Raw genomic sequence first — 25,906 nt, forward strand, 5'->3', positions numbered from 1 at the left:
TGCCTAGAATCAGGTTGGGGAATTCACTACGGAGCGCCGCATGTCCGCATCGGCCACAACTCCGCACGCGTCTGCACCGACGCTGGCGTCGCGGCCGTTGCCGGAACGCGTCAAGGCATTGCTGGGTGGCATCCTCGAGTACTCGTCCGACGAGATCGAGCGAACGCTGGTCTCGATGCTCAACGAGTTCGAGCAGCAGCTGTTCAAGTACGCCGAACAGGCGCGCAGCAACATGGTGCAGACGCGCTGGCTGGAAGCGCAGCGCCTGGTCAAGCGCACGCGCCCGGACCTGGTGCCGCGATTCCTGATCGCGCTGGAGGCCGAACTGGCCTGCATCAAGGATCCGCCGGGCGCCAATGTGGTCACCGGCAACTTCCGCCTCACCCGCACCGAGCTGTCGCTGGTGGAAAACCTCGACATGGACGAGACCACGGTGCTGGCCGAAGTGGCCAGCCGCGCCGAGGTCCGCAACAGCCTGCCGCTCTACCTGCTGGGCCAGCGCTTCGGCGTGCTGGCCGGCAAACCTGCGTTTGATGCCGAGAACCTGCCGATCGGCCCGCAGGCGCTGTGCCGCATGATCCGCCAGGCCTCGGAATGCCTGGAACTCAGCGGCGAGCATCGCCTTCTGCTGTTCCGCACCTTCGAGCGGCACCTGATGCCGCTGTACGGCAGCTTCGTCGAATCGGTCAACACCTACCTGTCCAAGAACGGGGTGCTGCCCCACCTGCACTACGTACCCGTGCGTCCGCGCTCTGCGACGCCGGGTGCGGTCACCGACCGCCGGCGCCCCGCGCCGGCCGGTTCGGCCGCGGACGCGCCGCCCACCCCGAAAGCCCTGGGCGTCTCCCCCGGCGGCCTCGGGGGAGGAGCGAGACCGGCCGCCGGGCCGGGACCCGCCGCGGCCGGTGCCGGCGCTGGCTACCCCGGCGTTGCCACCGGTGGAAATGTCGGTGCTGCCGGCGGCAGCCCGGGGCCGGGCCGGCCAGGCATGGACGGATCCGAAGGCGTGGGCCCGGGCTCGCCTGCGGGCGCGGCGCGACCGGCCATGGGCAGCCAGGCCGCCACTACCGCCCAGGAGGCAGGCGCCGCCGAGGATGCCTTCCTGCAGATGCGCCACCTGCTGGCCGGCCGCCGCCAGCTGCTGGGCAAGCTGGTGGGCGGCCGCACCACCCAGTCCGATCCGGGCGTGCAGGTCTCCACCGAACAGGTGCAGGACGTGCTGGGCAAGCTGCAGCAGAAGACCAACACCACCGTGATGGTTAACGGCAAGCCGACCCAGCGCACCGTCACCCACCTCAAGCAGGACCTGCTGGCGCAGCTGCGCCAGAGCACGCCGGACAACAAGGCGCCCGCGCTGGCCGAGGAGGACGGGGACGCCATCGACCTGGTCGGCATGCTGTTCGACCACATCATGAAAGACGTGCGGCCCAACAGCCCGGCCTCGGCCCTGCTGGCCAAGCTGCAGGTTCCGCTGCTGCGCGTGGCGCTGCAGGACAAGGCGTTCTTCACCCGCCAGCAGCATCCGGCGCGGCAGATGCTCAACACCATCGCCGAGACCGGCGCCTACTGGCTGGGCGAGGACGATGCCGACCAGCAGCTGGTGGGCAAGATGCAGGCCGTGGTCGACCGCACGGTGCGCGACTTCGACGGCGACCTGGGCCTGTTCAACAACCTGCTCGAAGACCTCAGCGGCCACCTGCAGACGGTGACCCGCAAGGCCGAAGTGGCCGAGAAGCGCCACGTCGAGGCCGCGCGCGGCAAGGAAAAACTGGCCCTGGCGCGCGAACGCGCGTCCACCGTGGTCGAGAACCTGCTCAAGAAGCAGAACCTGCCGCGATTCACCCACACCCTGCTCAGCCAGGCCTGGACCGACGTGATGGCGCTGACTTCGCTGCGCCAGGGCGAGGATTCGGACGCCTGGCGCCAGCACCTGGAAATCGCCGAGCGCCTGATCACCGTGGCGAAGGCCGCGCCGGGCGCTGCGCCGATCTCCGGCGAGGAAGCCAATGCGCTGCGCCAGGACATCCAGTCCTCGCTCACCCAGGTCGGTTACCACGCCGAGGAAGCCACCGCGATCGCCCAGCGCCTGGTCGACCCGCAGGCCGGCACCGAGGACGACTCTTCGGCCAGCCGCACCGAACTGACGATGCGTCTGAAGGCCCGCGCCCGCCTGGGCGAGGACCTGCAGCAGGCCAAGAAAGGCAAGAAGGCCGTGCTTACGCCCGAGGAGCAGATGCGGCTGGACCAGATCCGCCACCTCGCGTTTGGCACCTGGTTCGAGTTCATCCTCAACCAGCAGGGCGAGAAGGTGCGGCGCCGGCTGTCGTGGTTCTCCACCGTCACCGGCCACGTGCTGTTCGTGAACCACCGCGGCCAGAAGGTCGGCGAACACACCCTCGAAGGCCTGGCCAAGGCCATGGTGCAGGGCCAGGTTCGGGTGGTTGAAGAAGAGAAGGGCACCCTGATCGACCGCGCCTGGAACACGGTGATGAGTGCCCTGCGCTCCTTCGCCGGCCAGGCCCCTGCCGAGGCGCCTGCCCGATGAACGAATACCGTCGCGCCAAGCGCCGCAAGGCCGGCAACATCGACGTCATCGACACCATGACCGGCCAGCCGATCGGCAAGCTCAGCAATCTCTCCGAGACCGGCATGCTGCTGATCCTGGGCGAACCGGTGATCAGCGATGCGCTGTTCCAGCTGCGATTTTCGCTGCCGCAGGACAACCACCCCGGTCGCGTGGTGGATGTGGGTGCGCACGAGCTGTGGTCGGACGAGGCCGCGGCGCCCGGCCAGGTCTGGACCGGCTTCCGCTTCATCGACGTCGGCCCCGAAGACGTGGCCTACATCCGCGAGTGGGTGGATGCCCCGGGAAGCCAGTACGTCTGAGCCCCCCGTGCCTGTTCGCCGGCAGGCCTGGGGCCTGCTGGCGGCGGCACTGTTGCTGGGCGCCTGCACGCGCGGCGAGCCACCGCGGGTCGAGACCCTGCACGTGTTCGGCTCCACCACCGAGATCGAGCTGCGCGACGCCACGCCCGAGCAGTCGCAGGCGGCCCTGGCCGAGATCAGCGCCCTGCTCAACCGTCGGCACCGCGAGTGGCATGCGTGGGAGCCCTCGGAGCTAACCCGCATCAATGCCGCGTTCGCCGCGGGCCGTCCGGCCGAGGCGCCGCCCTCGGTGCTCGACCTGATCCGGCGGGCGCAGCCGCTGTCGGACGCCAGCGAAGGCCTGTTCGATCCCGCCATCGGCGGCCTGATCGCCGCCTGGGGATTCCACACCTCGTCCTACCCGGTGCTGACGCCGCCACCCTCGCCCGACACGCTGGCGGCGTGGCGCGCGCAACGCCCGCGCCTGGCCGACGTCACCGTGGTCGGCAACCAGGTGCGCAGCCGCAACCCGCGCGTCCAGCTGGATTTCGGTGCGCTCGCCGAAGGCGTGGCCGTGGCCGACGCGATCGAGGTGCTGGTGCGCCACCGCATCCGGCACGCACTGGTGGGCATGGGCGGCGACGTGATGGCGCTGGGCGACGGCGACGGCAAACCCTGGCGCGTGGGCCTGCGCGATCCCTTCGGCGGCGTGCTGGGCAGCATCGAACTGGCCGACGGCGAAGCCCTGTTCAGCACGGGCAACTACAGCAAATTCCGCGAATCACCCTCGGGCGCGCGCTGGTCGCACATCCTCGATCCCCGCACCGGCTACCCCGCGCGCGGAGCGGCCGCGGTCGTGGTGCTGCACCGTGACCCGCTGCTGGCCGACGCCGGCGCAACGGCACTGTTCGTCGCCGGCCCGTCCGGCTTCGAACGCCTGGCCCGGCGCATGCGCCTGGCCTGCGCGCTGATGGTGACCGAGGAAAACGAGCTGCTCATCACCACCGCGATGACGGCGCGTGCGCAGCTGCTGCGGGACCCGGTGCCGCTGGGCGCGCCGCTGGACCTGGGGCAGGACTGCGCCGGGATCAGGTAGGGGGGCGGAAGCACAGCGCGGCTTCCGGCTTGTGGATCGCGAAGCCCTGCGCATAGTCCACGCTGAGCCCGCGCAGCAGGTCGCGCGCCCGCTCGTCGGCCACCCATTCGGCCACCACCTGCAGGCCCAGCTGGTGGCCGATGTCCGTCACCGCCCGCACGATCGAATAGCTCACCGGATCGGTCTCGATGTTGCGGATGAAGCTGCCGTCGATCTTGATGAAGTCCACCGGCAGGTTCTTGAGGTAGCCGAACGAGGCCATGCCCGACCCGAAATCGTCCAGCGAGAACTTGCAGCCCGCGCTGCGCAGGCGCTGCATGAACTCGACCGCGCGCGTCATGCTGCTCACGGCGGCGGTCTCGGTGATCTCGAAACAGATGCGCTGCGGCGAGACGCCGTAGTCCTCCAGCCGCTGCAGCACGAAATCGGCGAAGCTGTCGTCCTCGAAGGTCGGCCCCGACAGGTTGATTGCGCACAGCTTCACCGGCTTGCCGGAAGGATGCAGGCGGTTGAAGTTGGCCAGCGCCGTGTCCACCACCCAGCGGTCGAGCTGCGGCATCAGGCCGAAACGCTCGGCCGCCGGGATGAACGCACCCGGGGGCACCATGCCGCCGTTCTCGTCGCGCAGGCGGATCAGCAGCTCCATGTGCACGCCTTCCTCCTGCTCGCCGTACCACAGCGGCGCCAGCTCCTGGAAATGCAGCACGAAGCGGCCGTCCACCAGCGCCTGACGGATGCGGCCGGCCCATTCCATCTCGCTGCGGCGCTGGGTGGTCTCCAGGTCGTCCTCGGAGAACAGGTGCACTCGGTTGCGGCCGCGCTCCTTGGCCATGTAGCAGGCGGTGTCGGCGTGCGCGAGCAGCGCGCGCTGGCTCAGCCCGGCGCCCCGCAGCATCACCACCCCGATGCTGGCGCTGACGGTGTAGTTGCGCTGCTCCCAGCCGAACACGTAGCCGTCGATCTCCAGCCGCACGCGTTCGGCCAGCGCCACGGCGCGGATTTCGTCCATGTCCGGCACCAGCATCGCGAACTCGTCGCCGCCCAGGCGTGCCACCACGGCCTCGGCGGGCAGGATGCCGGCGAACAGCGTCGCCAGGTGCGCCAGCAGCTGGTCGCCGGCATGGTGCCCGGAGGTGTCGTTGATCAGCTTGAACTGGTCCAGGTCCATGTACAGCAGTGCGCCGGGCGGGCCGCCGGCATCGAGCGCGACGATGGCCGCGCTGAGCCGGCGCTCGAACTCGCGGCGGTTGTACAGGTGGGTGAGCGAGTCGTGCGTGGCCTGGTAGCTCAGCTCCTCGCTCAGCACGCGCAATTCGGTGATGTCGTTGGCCACCGCCAGCAGGTGCGGCTGGTCGTCCAGCAGGATGCGGGACACCGACAGCGTGGCCCAGAAGGGCTCCTGGCCCGGCGCATGCAGCCGCGCCGATTCGTTGAGGATGGCGCCCGGCGATTCGTCCATCGCCGCGATCCGGGTCTTGAGCTCGGCATCCTCTACCAGGTCCAGCAGGCTGGTCTGCCTGGCCGGATCACCGATTGAGAAACGGTCCTTGCAGGCCTGGTTGGCGTACACCAGCTGGCCGTCGCTGGTGCGGGCCAGCAGCACCAGCGCGGGCAGCAGGTCGTTGAGAGCGCGGAAGCGTTCCTCGCTTTGCCGGTACTGGCGCGCCAGGTCGCGCGCCAGGCTGAGCGCGCGCGCCCGGGTACCGGCGATGGACCACGCCAGCGTGGCCAGCAGCACGCTGGCCAGCAGGCCGATGCCCAGTGTGATCGCCGGCAGCCACGTCGCGTCGCCTTCGATCTCGCGCGGCAGGGCCTGCATGCGCCAGGTACGGCTGCCGTACACCAGGTCGCGCGACAGCAGGCCCTTGCCCGCCAGCGGCTGTTCGTGGTCGTCGTTGGAGTACAGCTGCTTGCTGCCGCCGTCGGTGACGTCGATCACTCGGAGCGAAAACCGGTCGCGGGTCTCGGCCGGCAGCGCGTCCTCGATCAGGCTGCTGACCCGGAAGGACGCCGCCAGCGATCCCATTTCTCGCTGGCGGCGCTCGGCGACATCGCGGGGCTGCGCGCCCGGGCTGAACACCGGCAGGCGGATGGTGATGCCGTCATTGGGGCCCGGCATGCCCGAACGCTGCACCAGCTGGAACGCCGCCGACATTTCCGGCCGGTCGGCATCGCGGGAAAAATGCGCCGCGGCCAGGTTGGCCGGCTGGCTGGCGATGTCCAGGTCCTGCAGCGCATGGTTGCCCGCTTCGGGCGCCACCAGCGACGTGCGGTAGCTCTCGACACCGTCCACCACCGTGCGTGGCGCGTAGGCCAGCGCCTGGAGGCTCGGGAACTGCTCGCGCGGCCGCAGGTTGGCATACATCGCCTGGAACTCGGCCGACGTCACCTGATCGGAGGACAGGAACAGTGCCTGCACGGAACGCACCAGCAGGCCGCAGGTCTGCAGCTTGACTTCGATCGCGTCGAAGCTGCGTTCAGCCAGCCGCTCGAGCCGAACCGCCTCGGTGCGTGCAAGCGTCTGGCGATGGTAATTGGCCGCATACAGGCTGAGCAACGCACCCAGCACCAGGGCGCCCAGGCTCCAAAGCCAGGCCGGTTGCCCCAGGAAGCCTCCATCATTGCGCCTGCGATCCAATCCCGCCTCCTGCGTGCCTGCGTACAATCCGTCAGAATCCGGACAACCCTGTACAAGAGATACGGACTATGAAGCCCGAAGACGCCACCTCTCTATATCCCGCGCACCTGTCCACAATCAAGGAAAGGGCGAACCTGGCACTGCAAAAAAGCGGCTTCGATCACCTTTTGGTCACGTCCGGCGTCGAAAAGCACGAATTCCTCGACGATCGTCCCTATCCGTTCAAGCCCAACGCCCAGTTCAAGGCCTGGCTGCCCCTCACGCGCCATCCACACAGCTGGATCAGCTACACCCCGGGCCGCAAGCCGGTCCTGGTGTATTTCCAGCCGGACGACTACTGGCACGTGCCGCCGAGCGCCCCGTCCGGCACCTGGGTGGATCATTTCGACATCCGCATCATCAGCGACCCGGCCGAAGCGACAGCGCACCTGCCATCGTCAGGGAAACTGGCCATCGTGGGCGAGTCAGATGCCGCCCTTCCCGGCTTCGAGCCCAACAACCCCAAGGTGCTGCTGGACTACCTGCACTACCACCGCGCCTTCAAGACGCCGTACGAGCTGGCGGTGATGCGCCAGGCGCAGCGCCGTGCCGTGCCCGGCCACCTTGCCGCGCGCGCCGCGTTCCAGGCCGGCGCTTCGGAGGCCCAGGTGCACGCGGCCTACCTCGCCGCCACCGGCCACACCGACCTCGACCTGCCCTACAACAACATCATCGGGCTGAACCAGAACGGAGCGACGCTGCACTACCAGTACAAGGATATCGTCGCGCCGTCCCGCAACCGGTCGCTGCTGATCGACGCCGGCGCCGAAGTGGACGGCTACGCCTCCGACATCACCCGCACTTGGGGCGATGGCGACGAGCTGTTCGGCGCGCTGCTCAACGCGGTGGACAATGAGCAGCAGGCGCTGTGCGGCAAGGTCCGCGCCGGCACCGACTACCGCGACCTGCACCTGGAATGCCACCTGCGCCTGGGCGGCGTGCTGCGCACCCTGGGCATCGTCGACATGGACCCGGGCGACATGCTGGCCACCGGCGTCACCTCCACCTTCTTCCCGCACGGCCTGGGCCATCCCATCGGGCTGCAGGTGCACGACGTGGCCGGCTTCAGCGACGAGGACGGCGGGCTGATCGCGCGGCCGGAAGGCCACCCGTACCTGCGCATGACCCGCACGCTGGCGCCGGGCATGGTGGTGACGATCGAGCCGGGCCTCTACTTCATCCCGACGCTGCTTTCGAAACTCAAGGAAAAGCCGCAGGCGAAATCGGTGGACTGGGCGAAGGTGGAGCACCTGCTGCCCTTCGGCGGCGTGCGCATCGAGGACGAAGTGCACTGCACGGACGGCGCGCCCGAAAACCTCACCCGCGACGCCTTCGCCGCCGCCGTCTGACGCGACGGCCCGCGGGGCTTGGCCGCAATCGCGCCCAAGCCCCTGATTTGCTAGGATTTGCGCACCGCCCCATCCCTACCGCCCGGCCCTGCGCCGGGCGTAACGCATTGAGTGACATGGAAAAGAGCTTCGAGCCCCAGACCTTCGAGACCAAGTGGTACGCCCACTGGGAAGCCACCGGCTGCTTCAAGCCCTCCGGCCAGGGCCCGGCCTACACCATCATGCTGCCGCCGCCCAACGTCACCGGCACCCTGCACATGGGCCACGCCTTCCAGCACACGCTGATGGACGCGCTGGTGCGCTACCACCGCATGAAGGGCTTCGACACGCTCTGGCAGGTCGGCACCGACCATGCCGGCATCGCCACCGAGATGGTGGTGTCGCGCAACCTGGCGCTGGAAGGCAAAGGCGAGACCCGCGACTCCCTCGGCCGCGAGCGCTTCATCGAAAAGGTGTGGGAGTGGAAGCAGGAGTCGGGCGACACCATCACCCGGCAGATGCGCCGCATGGGCGCGTCGGGCGACTGGTCGCGTCAGGCCTTCACCATGGACCCGGGCCCGAGCGAGGCCGTGCTGGAAACCTTCCTGCGCCTGCACGCCGAAGGCCTGATCTACCGCGGCCAGCGGCTGGTGAACTGGGATCCGGTGCTCAAGACCGCCATCTCCGACCTGGAGGTGGTGAGCGAGGAGGAAGACGGCAAGCTGTGGTCCATCCGCTACCCGCTGGCCGGCGGCGCGAGCTATGAACACGTCGAGCACGATGCCGACGGCAACGAAACCCTGCGCGAGACCCGCGACTACCTGGTCGTGGCCACCACCCGCCCCGAGACCATGCTCGGCGACACCGCCGCCATGGTGCATCCCGAGGACGCGCGGTACGCGCACCTGGTCGGCAAGACCGTGCGCCTGCCGCTGTCGGACCGCGAGATCCCGATCATCGCCGACGACTACGTGGACCGCGCCTTCGGCACCGGCGTGGTGAAGGTCACGCCCGCGCACGACTTCAACGACTACGCGGTAGGCCAGCGCCACGCCCTGCCGATGATCAACATCCTCACCCCCGATGCCGCCATCAACGGCAATGCGCCGGAGCAGTACCGCGGCCTGGACCGCTACGCCGCGCGCAAGGCGGTGCTGGCCGACCTGGAATCACTGGGCCTGCTGGTCGAGGAGAAAAAGCACAAGCTGCAGGTGCCGCGCGGCGACCGCACCGGCCAGGTGATCGAGCCCTACCTCACCGACCAGTGGTTCGTGCGCATGGAACAGCTGGCCGCGCGCGGCCTGGAACTGGTCGAGAACGGCAGCGTGCGCTTCGTGCCGGAGAACTGGATCAACACCTACCGGCACTGGATGGGCAACATCCAGGACTGGTGCATCAGCCGCCAGCTCTGGTGGGGCCACCGCATCCCGGCCTGGTACGACGAGGCCGGCCAGGCCTGGGTCGGCCGCGACGAGGCCGACGTGCGCGCGCGCCACGGCCTCGGGCCGGACGTGGCGCTGCGCCAGGACAGCGACGTGCTGGAAACCTGGTTCTCCTCCGCGCTGTGGTCGCACAGCACGCTGGGCTGGCCCCAGCCGGAGGCGATGGCGGAACTGGGTTTCGACAAACGCCTGCCGACCTCGGTGCTGGTGACCGGCTTCGACATCATCTTCTTCTGGGTCGCCCGGATGATCATGATGACCGACCACTTCACGGGCGAAGTACCGTTCAAGGACGTCTACATCACCGGCCTGGTGCGCGACAAGGACGGCCAGAAGATGTCCAAGTCCAAGGGCAACGTGCTTGACCCGATCGACCTGATCGACGGCATCAGCGCCGACGCGCTGGTGGCCAAGCGCACCAGCGGCCTGATGAAGCCCACCGACGCGCCGCGGATCGAGAAGGCCACGCGCAAGGAATTCCCGGACGGCATCCCCGCCTTCGGCGCCGACGCGCTGCGCTTCACCTTCGCCTCGCTGGCCACCCACGGCCGCGACATCAAGTTCGACCTGCAGCGCTGCGAGGGATACAAGAATTTCTGCAACAAGCTTTGGAACGCCGCGCGCTTCGCGCTGATGAACTGCGAGGGCTACACCGCCAGCGGCGCGCCGCAGCCGCGAACCGACGCCGAGCGCTGGATCCTGGACCGCCTGCAGCACACCCTGGCCCAGGTGGAGGCGCACATCGCCGCCTACCGCTTCGACCTGGTGGCGCAGGAACTTTACGAGTTCACCTGGAACGATTTCTGCGACTGGTTCCTGGAGCTGGCCAAGCCGGCCCTGATGGGCGATGACAAGGCCGCGGCCGACAGCACGCGCCATACCCTGCTGTTCGTGCTCGAGAACGTGCTGCGTGCGCTGCATCCGCTCACGCCCTTCGTCACCGAAGAAATCTGGCAGTCGGTCGCGCCCTCGCTGGGCATCACCGGCAACAGCATCAGCACCCAGCCCTACCCGGTCGCCGACGAGGCCTTCCGGCACGCCGCGGCCGCGGCCGACATCGAATGGCTCAAATCCGCGGTCACCCAGCTGCGCTCGATCCGCAGCCAGATGAGCATCTCGCCGGCCAGGGCCGTGCCGCTGCTGCTGCAGGACGGCAGCGTGGACGATCGCGCCCGGGTCGAACGCCACGGCGCTGCCCTGCGTTTCCTCGCGCGCCTGGAGTCGATCGCCTGGAGCGAAGGTGAATCGCCGGCCTCGGCCGCGGCCGTGCTCGGCAGCCTGAAGCTGCTGATCCCGCTGGAAGGCCTGATCGACCTGGGCGCCGAAACCGCGCGCCTGGACAAGGAGCTCAAGCGCATCGCCGGCGAGATCGCCAAGTGCCAGGGCAAGCTGTCCAGCGACACCTTCGTGCGCAACGCCCCCGCGGCCGTGGTCGAGCAGGAGCGCGCGCGGCTGGTGGAGTGGACCGCGCAGCACGATGCCCTCGCGGAACAGCGGGCGAAGTTGGGCTAGAGGCGTGTGGGGGCAGGAAACAGGAACCAGAAGATAGGAACTAGTTCCCGTTCTCCGACTCCGTGCCTTCCGGCGGCAACAACTCCATCGCCATCACGATGGCATTCTCCCGACCCTTCTCGGCCGGATAGTAATTCGGCCGGTTGCCGATCTCGTTGAAGCCCTCGTCCAGGTAAAGCGCGATCGCGCGCGGATTGGACGGACGCACTTCCAGGAAGACCTGCTGGGCCTGGTGCCAGCGCGCCAGGTCCACCAGCCGGCGCAGCAGGCGGCGGCCGTGGCCGCGGCCCTGGTACTCGGGGGCGATGCACAGGTTGAGGATGTGCGCCTCGCCGGCGGCGGCGCTGAGCACGCCATAGCCCAGCAGCTTGTCGTCGGCCTCCAGCACCCAGCACTGGTGCCCGGCGCGCAGGCAGTCACGGAAGATGCCGGGCGTCCAGGGAAACACGTAGGACCGGTTTTCGATGTCGGCCACGGCATCGATGTCGGCCTGGCGCATGGGCCGGACCTGGCTGCCGGGAGCGGGCCGCGCGTTCATGGCTCAGCGCCGGCGGCGCAGCGCCCGCAGCGCCGGCCACAGCGCGCGCTTGGCGGCTGCGTCCGAACGCAGCTGGTCCAGCGGCGGCAGCGGCAGCTGGCCCGGGTCGCGGCCACCGGCGGCGCGCACCAGGGCCTGCATCAGGCGGTCGTGCGCGCCGGCAACCCCGGGCCCGGCGGTGCGGGGTGCGGCAACCGACGTGGCGGCTCCGGCGGCACGGTGTTCGGCCGCGGCCACGTCGGTCGCCTCCGGCGCCGGTCCGGCGACGAACGCGGCGCCCGGCCCGGCCGTCCGGTAGAGCGTGTAGCCCATCGCGCCCAGCATGGCCTGCTGCTGCGGGCTCCAGCTCATGGCGCCGGCTTGCGCCGCAGCTTGGTCCAGGTCCAGTACACCGGTCCCGACAACGCATAGATCAGCGCGATCGCGAACAGCCCCTTGGCCTGGGCGATGAACAGCGCCGCGATCACCAGCACGATCAGCAGCAGCACGAAGAACGGCACCCGGTCGCCCTTCGGAAAACCCTTGAAGCTGAAGTACTTGATGCGGCTCACCATCAGCAGGCCGGCGCCCACGGTCACCGCCAGCGCCAGCCAGCGCAGGCCCTGGCCGCTGTAGCCCAGGGTGTTCATGGCCCAGACGAAGGACACCACCAGCGCGGCCGCGGCCGGGCTGGCCAGGCCGATGAACCAGCGCTTGTCGGTGGACCCGACCTGGGTGTTGAACCGGGCCAGCCGCAGCGCGGCGCAGGCGGCATAGAGGAAGGCGGCGGCCCAGCCCACCTTGGCCAGCACCGGACCGTCGGCCCGGAAGCCGACCAGGGCCCAGTGGTACATCACCAGCGACGGGGCCATGCCGAAGCTGACCAGGTCGGCCAGCGAGTCGTACTGCACGCCGAACTCGCTGGTGGTGCCGGTCATGCGCGCCACCCGGCCATCGAGGCCGTCGAACAGGCCGGCTACGAACACCGCGATGCAGGCATTCTCGTAATTGCCGCTGGCCGCGGCCAGGATGGCGTAGAAGCCGGCGAACAGCCCGCCCGTGGTCAGCAGGTTGGGCAGCAGGTAGATGCCGCGGCTGCGGGTCGGGCCAGTGTCGTCGTTGGGTTCCATGGCGCCAGTGTAGCGGCTCGGCTGAATGCCCCATAGCCCGCGCCTTGCGGCTCGCAGGCCATGGTGGTATCACGGGCGGACCGTTACGCCGGAGCCCCCGCCATGTCCCGCGCCACCCTGTTGCTTGCCCTGTCCGCCGTCCTGCTTCCTGGCCTGGCGCTCGCCGACGACACCACCGTCTACAAGTCCAAGAACGCCGACGGCACCTCGGTCTACACCCAGATCGAGACCCGCGACGCCGAGGCCCGCCAGGTCAACGGCCGCGACCCGGCCGCGCCCGCCGCCGCCCCGGAGGCCAAGCCCAAGACAGACGTCGAGCAGGCCTGCGAACGCGCCCAGCTCAACCTCAAGCTGCTGGCCTCGGGCAATCCCGTGCGCCGCGACAAGGACGGCGACGGCACGCCCGAGGACCTGAGCGCCGAAGAGATGGCCACCGAGAAGGACCTGGCCCAGCGCCAGGCCACCGCCTACTGCCCGTCGGACGCGCCCCAGTCCTGATCCCGGGGGCTCCTCCGGCCCGGGCACGCGTGCCTGGGCCGTGATCCGTCCGCGCCCCGGCGGCGCGGCCGCGTCGCCGCTACAATGGCCGACCCTCCCTGCGGTCCGGTCCCTCGATGCGTCTTTCCCAGTTCCACCTCAACACCAGCAAGGAAACCCCCGCCGACGCCGAAGTGGTCAGCCACCAGCTGATGCTGCGCACGGGCATGATCCGCAAGCTGGCCGCCGGCCTCTACACCTGGAGCCCGCTGGGCCTGCGCGTGCTGCGCAAGGTCGAGGGCGTGGTGCGCGAGGAGATGGACCGCGCCGGCGCGATCGAGATGCTGATGCCGTCGATCCAGCCGCGAGAGCTGTGGGAAGAGACCGGGCGCTGGCAGAAGTTCGGCGGCCAGCTGCTCAAGATCCGCGACCGCAAGGACGGCGAGTTCTGCTACGGGCCCACCCACGAGGAAGTGGTCACCGACTTCGCGCGCAACGAGCTGCGCAGCTACAAGCAGCTGCCGGTGAACTTCTACCAGATCCAGACCAAGTTCCGCGACGAGATCCGGCCGCGCTTCGGCGTCATGCGCGCGCGCGAGTTCCTGATGAAGGACGCCTACTCCTTCCACCTGGGCCAGGACAGCCTGGCGCAGACCTACCAGGCGATGTACGACGCATACTCGCGCATCTTCACCCGGCTGGGCCTTACGTTCCGCGCGGTGAATGCCGATACCGGCGCCATCGGCGGCAGCGCCTCGCACGAGTTCCACGTCCTGGCCGAGTCGGGCGAGGACGCGATCGCGTTCTCCGACGGCAGCCAGTACGCGGCCAACGTCGAGATGGCCGAGGCGGTCGCACCCGGCGCGCGTCCCGCCGCCGCCGCCGCGATGGCCGACGTGACGACGCCCTGGCAGCGCACCTGCGAGGAAGTGGCCAAGCTGATGGGCATCGGCCTGGACCGCACCGTGAAGTCGGTGGCGATCGTGGGCGAGCAGGGCTTCGTGCTGGCGCTGGTGCGCGGCGACCACATGGTCAACGAGATCAAGCTGGCCAAGCTGCCGGGCCTTGCCGAGTACCGCATGGCCACCGAGGCCGAGATCCTTGAGCACCTGGGCACCGAGCCGGGTTTCATCGGCCCGGTGAACCCGGCCAAGGCCATCACGGTGATCGCCGACCGCAGCGTGGCGGCGATGGCCGACTTCGTGGTGGGCGCCAACCGCAAGGGCTTCCATCTTTCGGGCGTGAACTGGGGCCGCGACCTGCCCGAACCGGCCCTGGTGGCCGACCTGCGCAACGTGGTGGACGGCGACGCGTCGCCCGACGGCCAGGGCACGCTGCGCCTGGCACGCGGCATCGAGGTGGGCCATGTTTTCCAGCTCGGCCAGAAATACGCCGAGGCGCTCAAGGCCACCGTGCTCGACCACGAGGGCAAGGCCCAAGTCATGCACATGGGCTGCTACGGCATCGGCGTGTCGCGCATCGTCGCCGCCGCCATCGAGCAGAACAACGACGCCAACGGCATCTGCTGGCCCGCGCCGATGGCGCCCTGGCAGGTGGCGGTGTGCATCATCAACCCCAAGAACGACCCGGCCGTGGTCGCAGCTGCCGACGCGCTGTACGCCGAGCTGCAGCAGGCCGGCCTGGACGTGGTGATCGACGACCGCGGCCTACGTCCGGGCGTGATGTTCGGCGACATCGAGCTGATCGGCATCCCCCATCGCGTGGTGGTGTCGGGCCGTGGCCTGGAGTCGGGCCAGTTCGAGTACCGCGGCCGGCGCGACGCCGAGAGCGAGAACCTCGACCGCGCGGCGCTGATGGCCCGGCTCGGCATCGGCTGACCCGCGTTTCGGAATTTTCCTGCACCCCGGGGCCCGGCAATCGCCGGGCCTTGTTTTGTGCGGGCCGCGCGATGCGGCTACCATCGGCGGATGCGGCGCCTGCCGCAAGCCACCCATCCGAGGACGCCGCCATGCCGATCAATCTCGAAGGCCTTTCGGCCAAGGAACTGCAGGCCCTGATCGCCAAGGCCAACCAGCGCAAGAAGACCCTGGCCAAGCGCAAGCCGGTCGCGGCCGTGCGCAAGAAGCTGGTGTCCCTGGCCAAGGCCGAGGGCTACAGCGTGGACGAACTCTTCGGCACCGGCCGCATGGTGCGCGAAAAGGCCGGCGTCGACGCCGCCGCGAAGAAGGCCCCGGCGAAGAAGTCCGCCCAGAAGGGCAGCAAGGTCGAACCCAAGTACCGCAATCCCGCCAACGGCGCCGAAACCTGGGCCGGCCGCGGCATGCCGCCCAAGTGGCTGTCGGCCGAACTGGCCAAGGGCAGCAAGCTCGAAGATTTCCTCATCCGCAAGTAATCCCCCCGGAGCCGCCCATGATCACCCTCACCCAGAAAGACAGCGGCGCCGTCATCGGCACCATCACCGAAGCCGACCTCAAGCTGCTGGTGGATTCGTTCGAGGAAGAAAGCTCGACCGACCGCGACTACTACATCGACGAGCAGACCGTGCAGATGCTGCAGGACAACGGCGCCGAACCCACCCTCTGCGCCCTGCTCCGCAAGGCCATCGGCACCACGGGCGGCACCGACATCGTCTGGTCGCGCGGGTGATTCGTTAAGGGCGGGTTGGCCACGGATTTGCGCGGATACACGCGGATAAGAGCGGATATTTAGACGCGGATTAACGCAGAGGAACGCGGATAGGAGCAAAGAGTTGAGGTGGAGTGACGCAGGCAATCGGCGTCTGCCCGAACCGATCCATTTGGTTCTTCCGCTTTATCCGCGCTCGTCCGCGTTGATCCGCGTCCAAAAATCCGCTCTTGTCCGCGTCTGAAAATCCGCCTTTATCCGCGTCCATCCGCGTAAATCCGCGGCAAAAAAAGCCCTTCAAAGATTCCGACGCGACGGAATCAGCAGGTTTCCAAACAGCAACCCGGCGACAATCGCGATCAAGGCCGAGAGCAGCACGAAGGCCGTATCCAGGCCCAGCATCACGTCGCGCTCCATCACGAAGTTGAGGCTGCGGAAGCCCACGCTGCCCGGGACCAGCAGGATGATGCCCGGCACGCGGATCAGGGCGCCCGGGCGGTTGAACACGCGGCCGTAGGCGTTGCTGACCACCGCCACGCCCATGCCCGCGAAGAAGGCGCCACCCGCGAAGCTGTCGGTGGCCAGGCCCAGCACGTCGCCGCCCAGCCGCGTGAGGCCGTAGCCCAGCAGCACCGAGGCCATCACCAGCGGGTAGTCGCGGGTGGCGGCGCGGAACAGCACCGCGAACGCATACGCCGCCACCAGCAGCGCACCAGCCACCATCCAGAACGACTGCGGCGCCACCGCCGCCTCCTGCGGCGACCAGCCCGCCAGGCGCACGATCTGCATGCCGGCCACGGTGCCGAAGGTGAGCTTCATCAGGATCATCATGGCGCCGGCGAAGCGCGCCGTGCCCGACACCAGCTGCTGGCTCGACAGCTCGCTCACCGCATTGGTCAGCATCAGGCCGGGCATCAGCACGATCAGCGAGGCCACGATCACGGTCTTGAGCGACAGCGGCTCGACGAAGCTGGCCACCGCCGCCGCCAGCAGCGTCGCGATCAGCGCGGCGATCGCCTCCAGCGCCTCCGACAGCCTCGGCCGGCCGGCCGCCAGCACGTACAGCACGCCGATGACGATGCCGATGCCGCCGGCGGTGAGCACGTCGGCCCAGATCGCACTGAGCAGGCCCGCCACCGCCGCGGCCGACAGGCCGAAGCTGAGCGCCGTCAGCACCTGCGCGCGCCGGCCCGGCACGCGGTCCAGCGCCTTGAGCGCGGCCAGCCCCGATACCAGATCCAGCTTGCCGGCCAGCACGTCCTCGGCGATCGCATCCGTGGCGGCCAGGCGACCCAGGTTCTGGTCGCCGGGCTCGAGCCGGATCACGCGCGTGATGCCGTTGTGCTGGCCGCGCACCGGATCGGCGAAGCTCAGGATGATGCCGGTGGGGTTGGACCAGATCTCACAAGCCAGGCCCAACCGGTGCGCGACCGCAGCCACGGCGCCCTCCAGGCGCTGGGCCGAGGTGCCGTAGGCGTGCAGGCGCGTGGCCAGCTCGGCCACGAAGCTGGCCTGGGCCTCGTAAGTGGCCTGGCTGGTGAGGACGGGGGCGTTCATCGCGCGAAAGTTTGGCACGAATCCACCGGGCGTCCAGCGCCACCGCGCCTGGGGGACCGCTATCATGCCGCCCTCCCACGCACCCGGACCCCTCGTGAGCCTCGGCCTCGGCGAACTGTTTTCCCTGCTCAGCGCCCTGGCCTGGGCCGTCGGCGTGATCCTGTACCGGCAGCTGGGCGCGACGCTGCCGCCGCTGCAGCTCAACTTCCTGAAGAACGGCCTGGTGCTGCTGATGCTGCTGCCGGCCATTCCGCTGCTGCACGGCCTGGCCATCCCGCGCTTCTCCGCGGCGCACATCGCCCTGGCGCTGGCCAGCGGCGCGATCGGCATCGGCATCGCCGACACGCTGTACTTCCGCGCGCTCAACGCCCTGGGCGCCGGGCGCATGGGCGTGCTGGGCAATTTCTACAGCCCGTTCGTGATCGTGCTGGGCTACCTGTTCCTGGACGAGCGGCTGACGGCGCTGCAGCTGTGGGGCTTCGTGCTGGTCAGCGTGGGCGTGTTCGTGGCGGCCTGGCCCAAGGCCAGCCCGGGCGGCCGGCCGCCGCAGGTGCTGCGCGGCCTGGGCCTGGCCCTGCTGTCCATCGCGCTGATGGCCGTGGCCATCGTGATGGTCAAGCGCGTGCTCGAGGCCCAGCCCCTGCTGTGGGTGACGGGGTTGCGCATGGTCGGCGCGCTGGGCGGCATGGTGCTGGTGGCGGCGCTGACAAGGCAAATTGCCCTGTTGCACCCGCCCACCGCCGGCCTGCCCTGGCGCCGGCTGGCCCTGGCGGCGTTTGTCGGCCAGTTCCTGGCCATGATCCTGTGGCTGGCGGGCTACAAGTACACCCAGGCCTCGGTCGCGGCTATCCTCAATGAAACCGCGTCTGTCTTCATCCTGCTCCTGGCTGCGTTCTGGTTGAAGGAGCCGTTGACCCGGCGCGGCATCACTGGCGTGGCGCTCACCCTGTCCGGGGTAGCCTTCATGCTGGTCCATTGAGGAAACAGCGGCGGAATGAGCGAGCGGCCCAGCATCGAACCCAGCGACAGCCACCCGGGCATCTTGGTGGCCAGTGGCGACTGGACCCTGGCCCATGCCCCGCGCCTGCTCGAGTTGCTCGAGGCCGCGCCGGACCAGGCCCAGGACATCGACGGCCGCGACATCAGCCGGCTCGACTCGGCCGGCGCCATGATGCTCTCGCGCTACGCGGTGAAGGTCGGGCTGGGCCTGGCCACGGTGGAAGTGCAGCCGCAGTACGCCTCGCTCACCGGCACCGTGCAGTCCATCTGCGAGAACCCGGGACGCAAGCGCCGCAAGGGCACCGGCTTCAACGAGATGCTGGCGCGCATGGGCTACGCGGTGGAGGACTACACGCGCGAGATCCTGGCGCTGGTGGCCTTCCTGGGCCTGACCCTGAAGACCACGCTGGGCGTGATCCTGCGGCCGGCGCGCTTCCGGCTCACGCCGACCGTGCACCACATGGAGCAGGTGGGCCTGGACGCGGTGCCGCTGGTGCTGCTGCTGAGCTTCATGGTGGGCGCGGTGATCGCCTTCCTGGGCGCCACCGTGCTGCGCGACTTCGGCGCCGAGATCTTCGTGGTCGAACTGGTCAGCATCGCCTTCCTGCGCGAGTTCGGCGTGCTCCTCACCGCCATCCTGCTGGCCGGCCGCACCGCCAGCGCCTTCACCGCGCAGATCGGCGCGATGCAGTCAGGCGAGGAGATCGACGCCATCCGCACCCTGGGCCTGGACCCGATCGAGCTGCTGGTGATCCCGCGCATGGTGGCGCTGCTGGTGATGCTGCCGCTGCTCACCTTCCTGGCCATGGTCTCGGGCATCACTGGCGGCATGGTGGTCAGCCTGGGCAGCCTGGGCCTGACGCCGGAAATGTTCGTCACCCGCCTGCACGACACCATTTCGGTCACCCATTTCTGGGTCGGGCTGTCGAAGGCGCCGCTGTTCGCGATGATCATCGCGCTGATCGGCTGCCTGGAGGGCTTCCAGACCCAGGGCACGGCGCAGTCGGTGGGCGAACGCACCACCTCCAGCGTGGTGCAGACGATTTCGCTGGTGATCCTGTTCGACGCCTTCGCGGCGCTGTTCTTCCTGGAGATGGACTGGTGAGCGCGGTGCCGCACGACATCAGCGACGACGAAGGTCCGGCCATCCTGGTCAGCGGGCTGCGCAACAGCTTCGACACCCAGGTGGTGCACGAGGACCTGGACCTTGAAGTGCGGCGCGGCGAGATCATCGGCGTGGTCGGCGGCTCGGGCACTGGCAAGTCGGTGCTGATGCGCGCCATCCTGGGCCTGCGCGAGCCGCAGGGCGGGCGCATCGAGGTGCTGGGCGTGGACGCGCTGTCGGACAAGGCGCGCGCGGCAGGCGTGATCGAGCGCAATACCGGCGTGCTGTTCCAGAACGGCGCGCTCTTCTCCTCGCTAAGCGTGGCCGAGAACGTGTCGGTACCGCTGAAGGAACACTACGGCGAGCTTCCCGCGGACATGATCCACGACCTGGCCATGCTCAAGATCCGCATGGCGGGCCTGGGCGAAGATGCCGGCGCCAAGCTGCCCTCGCAGCTCTCGGGCGGCATGCGCAAGCGGGCGGCGCTGGCGCGGGCGCTGGCGCTGGACCCGGCCCTGCTGTTCCTGGACGAACCCACCGCAGGCCTGGACCCCATCGGCGCCGCCGCCTTCGACAACCTGATCAAGACGCTGCAGCGGGCCCTGGGCCTGACCGTGTTCCTGATCACGCACGACCTCGATACCCTGTACACCATCTGCGACCGCGTGGCCGTGCTGGCCGACAAGCGCGTGCTGGTGAACGCCCCGCTGGCCGAAGTGGAACGCTTCGACCATCCCTGGGTGCAGGAATATTTCCACGGCCCGCGCGGACGCGCCGCGCAGGCTGCCCAGGCCAAGGAGGCTTGACCATGGAGACACGCGCCAACCACGTGCTCATCGGTGCATTCACGCTCGGCGTCTGTCTGTTCGCCGTGCTGTTCGCGCTGTGGGCCGCCAAGTACACCACCGAGAAGTCCTACGACGAGTACGACATCGTCTTCCAGGAAGCGGTGACCGGACTCAGCGTCGGCAGCCAGGTGCTCTACAGCGGCATCAGCGTCGGCGCGGTGCGGCGGCTGTCGCTGATGAAGGACGATCCGCGCAAGGTCGTCGCCCGCATCCGGCTGTCGTCCGACACGCCGGTGAAGACCGACACCCGCGCCAAGCTGACGATGACCGGCCTGACCGGCGTGGCCATCATCCAGCTCACCGGCGGCAGCCCCGGCAGCCCGCCGCTGGAGCCGCAGGAGGACCAGCGCGTGGCCATCATTCCCAGCGAGCCGTCGGCACTGCAGAACATCGCGGCCACCGCCAGCGAGATCGTGGACCGGGTCAACCTGCTGATCAGCGACGGCAACATCGAGCGCATCACGCGCACGCTGGACCAGCTCGACCAGATCACCGGATCGGTGGCGGCCGAGAAGGAGGAGATCGCGGCGCTGCTGCGCAACGCGCGGTCGGCCAGCGAGCGGCTGGACAAGACCCTGGCCAGCGTGGACCGCACCGTCAACAACTTCGACCAGGGGCTGGTGCAGGAACTGCCGGCGCTGGTGGCCAAGCTGGACCGCACGCTGGCCCAGCTCGAGTCGGCCAGCAAGAGTGCCGACGGCATCCTCACCGACAACCGGCAGGCGATTTCCGAATTCGCGCAGGACGGCCTGGGCCAGGTGGGCCCGACGATGCGGCAGCTGCGTTCGCTGATACGAGAGCTTGACGACCTGGCCGGGAAGGTCGAGTCCAATCCCGCCGGCTTCATCCTGGGCCGCGAACAACCCGAGGAGTTCGAACCATGAGCCGCGCTTTCCTGTTCGCGCTGGGCGTGTCCACCGTGCTGCTGGCGGCGTGCGGTTCCATCGGCGGTCCCAAGGTGGAAGTGAAGGTGTTCGCGCCGCCGACCACGGTGACACCGGATCCGTCCTGGCCGAAGGCCGACTGGCAGCTGGCGATCGGCGTGCAGGCGGCCAATGAACTGCTGGATTCGCCGCGCATCGCGGTGCGGCCCACGCCCAACCAGTTCCAGACCTACAAGGGCGCGCTGTGGGCCGACAAGGCGCCGGAGCTGCTGCAGACGGCACTGGTCGAGGGCTTCGAGGATTCCGACCGGATCGGCACGGTCACCCGTTTCGGCGGCGGCACCCGCAGCGACATGGCGCTGGTGGTCGAGGTGCGCGCGTTCGAGACCGACTACGCCTCGGGCAGTCCGGAAGCGGTGATCGAAGTGCAGGCCCGGCTGGTGAACGTGCGCGGCAACGGTTCGATCTCCAAACGCTTCCGCCGCGCCGTGCCCGGCACCGCCCCCGACATCGAATCCATGGTCGACGCCTTCGGCCAGGCCATGTCCCAGATCTCCACCGACCTCGTCGCCTGGACCCTCACCGAAGGCCAGACCCTGAAGCAATGAATCCATACCAGGTATGTTTTCTTCCTGCCTGAGACAGGCGGGGAAAACATACCAGGTATGTTTTCTTTCTCGGTGAGACGGGTCAGCGGTCGCCGAGGATGCGGCGGAAGGTGAGGTTCAGGCGCGGCGCCACCGGCTTGGCGGTGCGCGGAAGGGCGTGGCGCCATCGCGCCTGCGTGGGCCCCGACATTACCAGCAGGCTGCCGTGCGGCAAGGCCAGCTCGAATTTTCGCGAGGGGTCGGCGCGGTGCTTGAAGACGAAGCGCCGCGTGCCGCCCAGGCTCAGGGACGCGATGACCGGGCGAGGGCCAAGCTCGGGTTCGTCGTCGCTGTGCCAGCCCATGGCGTCGCGGCCGTCACGGTAGAGGTTGGCGAGCACGCTGTTCATCGCCTCGCCGCTGGCTTCCGAGATGCGATCACGAAGCGGCTGCAAGGCGTCCGGCCAGGGCCGCGGCTCGAAACGCACGCGCGAGTACACGTAGCTGGTGCCGGGATCGCCAATCCAGCAGCTGCGCCGCGGCGAGTCATGCTGCTGGCCGAACAGCGTGATGCGGTGGGTTTCCCAGGGAATCTGCGCAGTCAACGCGGCCAGCAGCGCATCCGCCTGCTCGCGCGGCAACCAGGCCGGCGCATACGCCAGCTCGGCATCGTCGACCGGCAGCCGCTCAAGTCTCATCGTCAAAGAAAACATACCTGGTATGTTTTCCCTGCCTGTCTCAGGCAGGAAGGAAACATACCGGGTAGGGAATCATTCGCCGGTGTCGGCGACGGAGGCGATGACCTGGCCCAGTTCGAGCAGGCGCAGGTCGCTGCCGGGGGCGCCGACCAGCTGCAGGCCCAGGCCGCCGGGCAGGGGCAGGCTGAGCGCGGGGCAGCCGGCCAGCGAGGCCAGCGCGGTCAGGTCGGCCAGGTTCGCGGGCTCTTCGGCGCCGAACGCCGGCGGCGGCGAGGCCGTGGTGGGCAGCAGCAGCACGTCGAACTGTTCGAACAGGCGCCGCACCTGGATCACGTGCTCGTCCAGGCGACGGTCGGCACGCGCGAAATCCACCGCCGTCTTGCGCCGCGCGAAGTCCAGCAGCCAGCGCAGCCGTGTCGACGCCGCGTCGAGCCGCGGCTCGTGCGCCGCCAGGATCTCGGCCTCCATCAGCAGCAGCGCGGCCCGGCGCGTCACCGCGACTTCCAGCGGCGCCACGTCCAGTGCCACCGGCAGCGCACTGCCGAACACCGGCGCCACGCGCGCCATCACCGCGCTGAAGTTTTCCACCACCGACGGATCCACGCCCAGCACCGAAAGATCCGCCACCACGCCCGCGCGCAGCTCGCCCGGCACCCAGTCCGGCGGCGACAGCGGCACGCGCCGCTTGCGCGAGCGCGCATCGCCCGCGTCATAACCCGCCAGCACCGGCAGCAGCAGCGCCGCGTCCTGCACCGTGCGCGTGATCAGTCCCGGGCAGTCGAGCCGGCGCAACCCCGCGGCCAGGCCACGGCAGCTCAGTTCACCGAAGGTGGGCTTGTGGCCCACCAGTCCACAGAAGGCCGCAGGAATCCGCACCGCGCCCAGCGTGTCGGCGCCCAGCGCCGCCACCGCGTGCCCCGCGGCCACCGCAGACGCCGCGCCCGCCGACGCGCCGCCGGCGGCGCGATCAGGCAGCACCGGATTGCGCACGTCGCCATGGTGCGGATTGCGCCCGACGGTGCCGAAGGCCGCCTCGTCGATCGCCGTCTTGCCCAGGAATACGGCCCCGGCACCCCGCAGTCGCCGCACCACGTGCGCGTCCTGTTCGGCCAGGCCCGGATGTCCCGGCAGCCCCAGCCCGGTGGGCATGGCCGCCACGTCGAAATTGTCGTTCACCGCCATCGGCACGCCATCCAGGCGCCCCAGCGGCTTGCCCTCGGCACGCCGCTCGTCGCTGGCCCGCGCCGCGGCCAGCGCGCCGGCCGCGTCCACCCAGCTCCACGCATTGAGATGGCCATCCCGCGCAATCGCCGCCAGGCAGGCGCCGGTCAGCGCCTCGCTGCTGGTTTCGCCTTTGGCCAGGGCGTGCAGCACGCGATAGAGCGGGGCCTTGCGCAGGGCGTCGGGGCTGGAGGTCATGCGAACGGCAGTCCGGTCCGGGGGGCTTCGTGCAGTTTCCTTGATTGCCCGGCCCCGGGCAAACCGCGACAATCCAGACATCAGCGTATGGAGCCAGCCAGATGAGCGAGCGGGATGTCATGGAATACGACGTGGTGGCCGTGGGCGCAGGCCCGGCCGGCCTGTCCTTCGCCATCCGGCTCAAGCAGCTCAAGCCCGAGCTGTCGGTCTGCGTGATCGAGAAGTCCTCGACCATCGGCGCCCACATCCTTTCCGGTGCGGTGATCGAACCCGGCCCGCTCGACGCCCTGCTGCCGGGCTGGCGCGACAACCCGCCGCCGGTCTGCGTGCCCGCCACCGAGGACGAGTTCTGGTTCCTGACCAAGACCGGCGGCACGAAGTCGCCGATCGTGCCGCCGCAGATGGACAACCACGGCAACTTCATCGTGTCCCTGGGCGCGATGTGCGCGTGGCTGGCGCCGCAGGCCGAAGCGCTTGGCGTGGAAATCTACCCGGGCTTCGCCGCGGCCGAACTGCTGCATGACGACACCGGCGCCGTCGCCGGCGTGCGCATCGGCGACATGGGCGTGGCCAAGGACGGCAGCCACAAGGCCGGCTACACCCAGGGCATCGACATCAAGGCCAGGGTGACCGTGCTGGCGGAAGGCGCGCGCGGCCACCTGACCAAGCAGCTGATCCGCAAGTTCGGCCTCGACGCCGAATCCGATCCGCAGAACTACTCCATCGGCATCAAGGAGCTCTGGCAGGTACCCGAGGGCCGCGTGAAGCCCGGCAAGATCGTGCACACCCTGGGCTGGCCCGCCGACAGCCACACCTACGGCGGCAGCTTCCTCTACCACCTGGACAAGAACCAGATCGCGCTGGGCTACGTCTCCGGCCTGGACTACCGCGACCCGAACTACCAGCCCTACGAAGCCTTCCAGCAGTGGAAGAACCATCCGACGGTGAAGCCGCTGCTCGAGGGCGGCACGATCCTCAGCGCCGGCGCGCGGGCCATCGTCACCGGCGGCTGGCAGTCGCTGCCCAAGGTGGAGATGCCGGGCGCCCTGCTGATCGGCGACACCGCCGGCCTGCTCAACGTGCCCAAGATCAAGGGCACGCACCAGGCCATCCGCAGCGGCATGCTGGCGGCCGAGCACCTGGCCGGGCAGTCCGACGCGCTCAGCAGCGCCGGTTTCGACGCCAAGCTGCGCGCGTCGCCGGCGATGGCCGAGCTGCGCAAGGTCCGCAACATCAAGCCCGGTTTCAAGAAAGGCCTGTGGTTCGGCCTGGCCAACTCGGGCTGGGAAACGATCACTGCGGGCCTGTCGCCCTGGACCTGGCGCTGCAAGCCCGACTGGTCGTCGCTGCAGAAGCTTTCCGACGCCGAGAAGCCCAAACGCGACTACGTCGAGCGCACGCTGCCGCCGCGCGACCGCCTGGCCGGCGTGTACTTCGCCGCCACCGAGCATGACGAGGACCAGCCGGTGCACCTCAAGGTCGCCGACACCAACATCTGCGTCACCAAGTGCGCCGAGGAATACGGCAATCCCTGCCAGCGCTTCTGCCCGGCCGGCGTGTACGAGATCGTCGCCGACGCCGCCCAGCCCACCGGCAAGCGCCTGCAGATCAACGCCGCCAACTGCGTGCACTGCAAGACCTGCGACGTGAAGGATCCCTACGAGATCATCACCTGGGTCACGCCCGAGGGCGGCGCCGGCCCGAACTACCAGAACCTGTGAAGCTCGCCCTCGCCACCGCCATCGCGGCCTACGCGCTGGACGAAGACCTCGATCCGCTGCTGGCCGCCTGCCGCGATGCCGGCATCGACGCCACGGTGGTGGCCTGGGACGACATCACGGTCAGCTGGGCCCGGTTCGACGCGGTGCTGCTGCGTTCGACCTGGGATTACGTGGATCGCCTGCCGGAGTTCCTGGCCTGGTGCGAGCGCACCGCCGGCGTGACGCGACTTTGGAACGGCCCGGACGTGGTGCGCTGGAACACCGACAAGCGCTACCTGGGCGAACTTGCCGCGCGCGGCGTGCCGGTGATCGAAAGCCACTACCTGGCGCCTGGCGACGATCCCGCGTCGCTGCCGGACCTGGAAGAGTTCGTGGTCAAGCCCACCGTCGGCGCGGGTTCGCGCGATGCCCAGCGCTACCTGCGCAGCGAGCGCGAGGCCGCGCTGGCCCATGCCCGCC

At 69.3% G+C, this 25,906-nt stretch carries 22 protein-coding genes and 1 pseudogene; 16 read left to right on the plus strand and 7 right to left on the minus strand.

Annotated elements, in window-relative coordinates; all coding sequences use genetic code 11:
- Positions 1 to 40 precede the first annotated feature (40 nt).
- Genes ACOQFR_RS06270 through ACOQFR_RS06280 form a run of 3 tightly spaced genes read left to right on the plus strand, consistent with a single transcriptional unit; the run spans position 41 to position 3,961 of the window.
- Positions 41 to 2,545, plus strand: a complete 2,505-nt coding sequence (locus ACOQFR_RS06270) for a DUF1631 domain-containing protein (RefSeq protein WP_421379740.1) — start codon at positions 41 to 43, stop codon at positions 2,543 to 2,545.
- Positions 2,542 to 2,886, plus strand: coding sequence for a PilZ domain-containing protein (locus ACOQFR_RS06275; protein ID WP_421379742.1), 345 nt, complete (start codon positions 2,542 to 2,544; stop codon positions 2,884 to 2,886). The genes ACOQFR_RS06270 and ACOQFR_RS06275 overlap by 4 nt, the downstream gene beginning before the upstream one ends.
- 7 nt (positions 2,887 to 2,893) lie before the next feature.
- Positions 2,894 to 3,961 carry an FAD:protein FMN transferase gene (locus tag ACOQFR_RS06280; RefSeq protein ID WP_421379744.1) on the plus strand — a complete coding sequence of 356 codons (1,068 nt, stop codon included), beginning with the start codon at positions 2,894 to 2,896 and terminating at the stop codon, positions 3,959 to 3,961.
- On the opposite strand, the gene ACOQFR_RS06285 is transcribed toward ACOQFR_RS06280, so the two are convergent.
- Positions 3,954 to 6,599 (minus strand): bifunctional diguanylate cyclase/phosphodiesterase, encoded by a 2,646-nt coding sequence (locus tag ACOQFR_RS06285; RefSeq protein WP_421379746.1) that lies wholly within the window; start codon positions 6,597 to 6,599, stop codon positions 3,954 to 3,956. The genes ACOQFR_RS06280 and ACOQFR_RS06285 overlap by 8 nt on opposite strands.
- Positions 6,600 to 6,667: 68 nt before the next feature.
- On the opposite strand from ACOQFR_RS06285, the gene pepQ reads away from it, so the two are divergent.
- Both pepQ and ACOQFR_RS06295 read left to right on the plus strand, forming a co-directional pair.
- A complete protein-coding gene (pepQ, locus tag ACOQFR_RS06290; RefSeq protein ID WP_421379748.1) occupies positions 6,668 to 7,987 on the plus strand; it encodes a Xaa-Pro dipeptidase in 1,320 nt (439 codons plus the stop codon).
- A 116-nt stretch (positions 7,988 to 8,103) separates the two neighbouring features.
- Positions 8,104 to 10,920, plus strand: a complete 2,817-nt coding sequence (locus tag ACOQFR_RS06295; protein WP_421379751.1) for a valine--tRNA ligase — start codon at positions 8,104 to 8,106, stop codon at positions 10,918 to 10,920.
- A 40-nt stretch (positions 10,921 to 10,960) separates the two neighbouring features.
- Here ACOQFR_RS06295 and rimI read toward each other — a convergent pair whose 3' ends face one another.
- Genes rimI through pssA form a run of 3 tightly spaced genes read right to left on the minus strand, consistent with a single transcriptional unit; the run spans position 10,961 to position 12,567 of the window.
- Positions 10,961 to 11,458 carry a ribosomal protein S18-alanine N-acetyltransferase gene (gene rimI, locus ACOQFR_RS06300; protein ID WP_421379753.1) on the minus strand — a complete coding sequence of 166 codons (498 nt, stop codon included), beginning with the start codon at positions 11,456 to 11,458 and terminating at the stop codon, positions 10,961 to 10,963.
- 3 nt (positions 11,459 to 11,461) lie between these two features.
- On the minus strand, positions 11,462 to 11,809 hold the full coding sequence (locus ACOQFR_RS06305) for a hypothetical protein (RefSeq protein ID WP_421379755.1): 348 nt from the start codon (positions 11,807 to 11,809) through the stop codon (positions 11,462 to 11,464).
- Complete coding sequence (gene pssA / locus ACOQFR_RS06310) at positions 11,806 to 12,567, minus strand: CDP-diacylglycerol--serine O-phosphatidyltransferase (protein ID WP_421379757.1); 762 nt, start codon at positions 12,565 to 12,567, stop codon at positions 11,806 to 11,808. The genes ACOQFR_RS06305 and pssA overlap by 4 nt, the downstream gene beginning before the upstream one ends.
- 102 nt (positions 12,568 to 12,669) lie before the next feature.
- Between pssA and ACOQFR_RS06315 the strand changes: the two genes are divergently transcribed.
- The 4 genes from ACOQFR_RS06315 (at position 12,670) to ACOQFR_RS06330 (ending at position 15,651) form a co-directional block, all read left to right on the plus strand.
- Positions 12,670 to 13,065, plus strand: coding sequence for a DUF4124 domain-containing protein (locus ACOQFR_RS06315; RefSeq protein ID WP_421379759.1), 396 nt, complete (start codon positions 12,670 to 12,672; stop codon positions 13,063 to 13,065).
- Between the two features lie 116 nt (positions 13,066 to 13,181).
- Positions 13,182 to 14,882: a proline--tRNA ligase gene (locus ACOQFR_RS06320; protein WP_421379762.1), complete on the plus strand. Its 1,701-nt coding sequence runs from the start codon at positions 13,182 to 13,184 to the stop codon at positions 14,880 to 14,882.
- Between the two features lie 131 nt (positions 14,883 to 15,013).
- Positions 15,014 to 15,397 carry an H-NS family nucleoid-associated regulatory protein gene (locus ACOQFR_RS06325; RefSeq protein WP_421379764.1) on the plus strand — a complete coding sequence of 128 codons (384 nt, stop codon included), beginning with the start codon at positions 15,014 to 15,016 and terminating at the stop codon, positions 15,395 to 15,397.
- Between the two features lie 17 nt (positions 15,398 to 15,414).
- Positions 15,415 to 15,651 carry a hypothetical protein gene (locus ACOQFR_RS06330; protein ID WP_421379766.1) on the plus strand — a complete coding sequence of 79 codons (237 nt, stop codon included), beginning with the start codon at positions 15,415 to 15,417 and terminating at the stop codon, positions 15,649 to 15,651.
- Between the two features lie 276 nt (positions 15,652 to 15,927).
- Here ACOQFR_RS06330 and ACOQFR_RS06335 read toward each other — a convergent pair whose 3' ends face one another.
- The gene (locus tag ACOQFR_RS06335) at positions 15,928 to 17,187 is read right to left on the minus strand and encodes a threonine/serine ThrE exporter family protein (protein WP_421379769.1); all 1,260 of its coding nucleotides are present in this window, start codon (positions 17,185 to 17,187) and stop codon (positions 15,928 to 15,930) included.
- Positions 17,188 to 17,281: 94 nt separating this feature from the next.
- On the opposite strand from ACOQFR_RS06335, the gene ACOQFR_RS06340 reads away from it, so the two are divergent.
- The 5 genes from ACOQFR_RS06340 to ACOQFR_RS06360 are packed head-to-tail and all read left to right on the plus strand — an operon-like array spanning position 17,282 to position 21,631.
- Entirely contained in the window at positions 17,282 to 18,166 is an 885-nt protein-coding gene (locus ACOQFR_RS06340) for a DMT family transporter (RefSeq protein WP_421379771.1), read from the plus strand.
- 15 nt (positions 18,167 to 18,181) lie between these two features.
- Positions 18,182 to 19,291, plus strand: a complete 1,110-nt coding sequence (locus tag ACOQFR_RS06345; RefSeq protein ID WP_421379773.1) for an MlaE family lipid ABC transporter permease subunit — start codon at positions 18,182 to 18,184, stop codon at positions 19,289 to 19,291.
- Positions 19,288 to 20,097, plus strand: a complete 810-nt coding sequence (locus tag ACOQFR_RS06350) for an ABC transporter ATP-binding protein (protein ID WP_421379775.1) — start codon at positions 19,288 to 19,290, stop codon at positions 20,095 to 20,097. Before ACOQFR_RS06345 ends, ACOQFR_RS06350 begins: the two co-directional genes overlap by 4 nt.
- Before the next feature lie 2 nt (positions 20,098 to 20,099).
- Entirely contained in the window at positions 20,100 to 21,023 is a 924-nt protein-coding gene (locus tag ACOQFR_RS06355; RefSeq protein ID WP_421379777.1) for an MlaD family protein, read from the plus strand.
- Positions 21,020 to 21,631 (plus strand): ABC-type transport auxiliary lipoprotein family protein, encoded by a 612-nt coding sequence (locus ACOQFR_RS06360; RefSeq protein ID WP_421379779.1) that lies wholly within the window; start codon positions 21,020 to 21,022, stop codon positions 21,629 to 21,631. The genes ACOQFR_RS06355 and ACOQFR_RS06360 overlap by 4 nt, the downstream gene beginning before the upstream one ends.
- A gap of 82 nt (positions 21,632 to 21,713) precedes the next feature.
- On the opposite strand, the gene ACOQFR_RS06365 is transcribed toward ACOQFR_RS06360, so the two are convergent.
- Positions 21,714 to 22,307 (minus strand): alpha-ketoglutarate-dependent dioxygenase AlkB family protein, encoded by a 594-nt coding sequence (locus ACOQFR_RS06365; protein ID WP_421379800.1) that lies wholly within the window; start codon positions 22,305 to 22,307, stop codon positions 21,714 to 21,716.
- A gap of 72 nt (positions 22,308 to 22,379) precedes the next feature.
- On the minus strand, positions 22,380 to 23,726 hold the full coding sequence (locus tag ACOQFR_RS06370) for an amidase (RefSeq protein WP_421379782.1): 1,347 nt from the start codon (positions 23,724 to 23,726) through the stop codon (positions 22,380 to 22,382).
- Positions 23,727 to 23,827: 101 nt separating this feature from the next.
- Between ACOQFR_RS06370 and ACOQFR_RS06375 the strand changes: the two genes are divergently transcribed.
- Positions 23,828 to 25,447: a 4Fe-4S dicluster domain-containing protein gene (locus ACOQFR_RS06375; protein WP_421379784.1), complete on the plus strand. Its 1,620-nt coding sequence runs from the start codon at positions 23,828 to 23,830 to the stop codon at positions 25,445 to 25,447.
- Positions 25,444 to 25,906: pseudogene (locus ACOQFR_RS06380) on the plus strand (hypothetical protein); the annotation flags it as partial. The gene ACOQFR_RS06375 and the pseudogene ACOQFR_RS06380, both read left to right, overlap by 4 nt.

This window comes from Arenimonas sp. MALMAid1274 (genome assembly GCF_049195245.1).
Classification (GTDB): domain Bacteria; phylum Pseudomonadota; class Gammaproteobacteria; order Xanthomonadales; family Xanthomonadaceae; genus Arenimonas.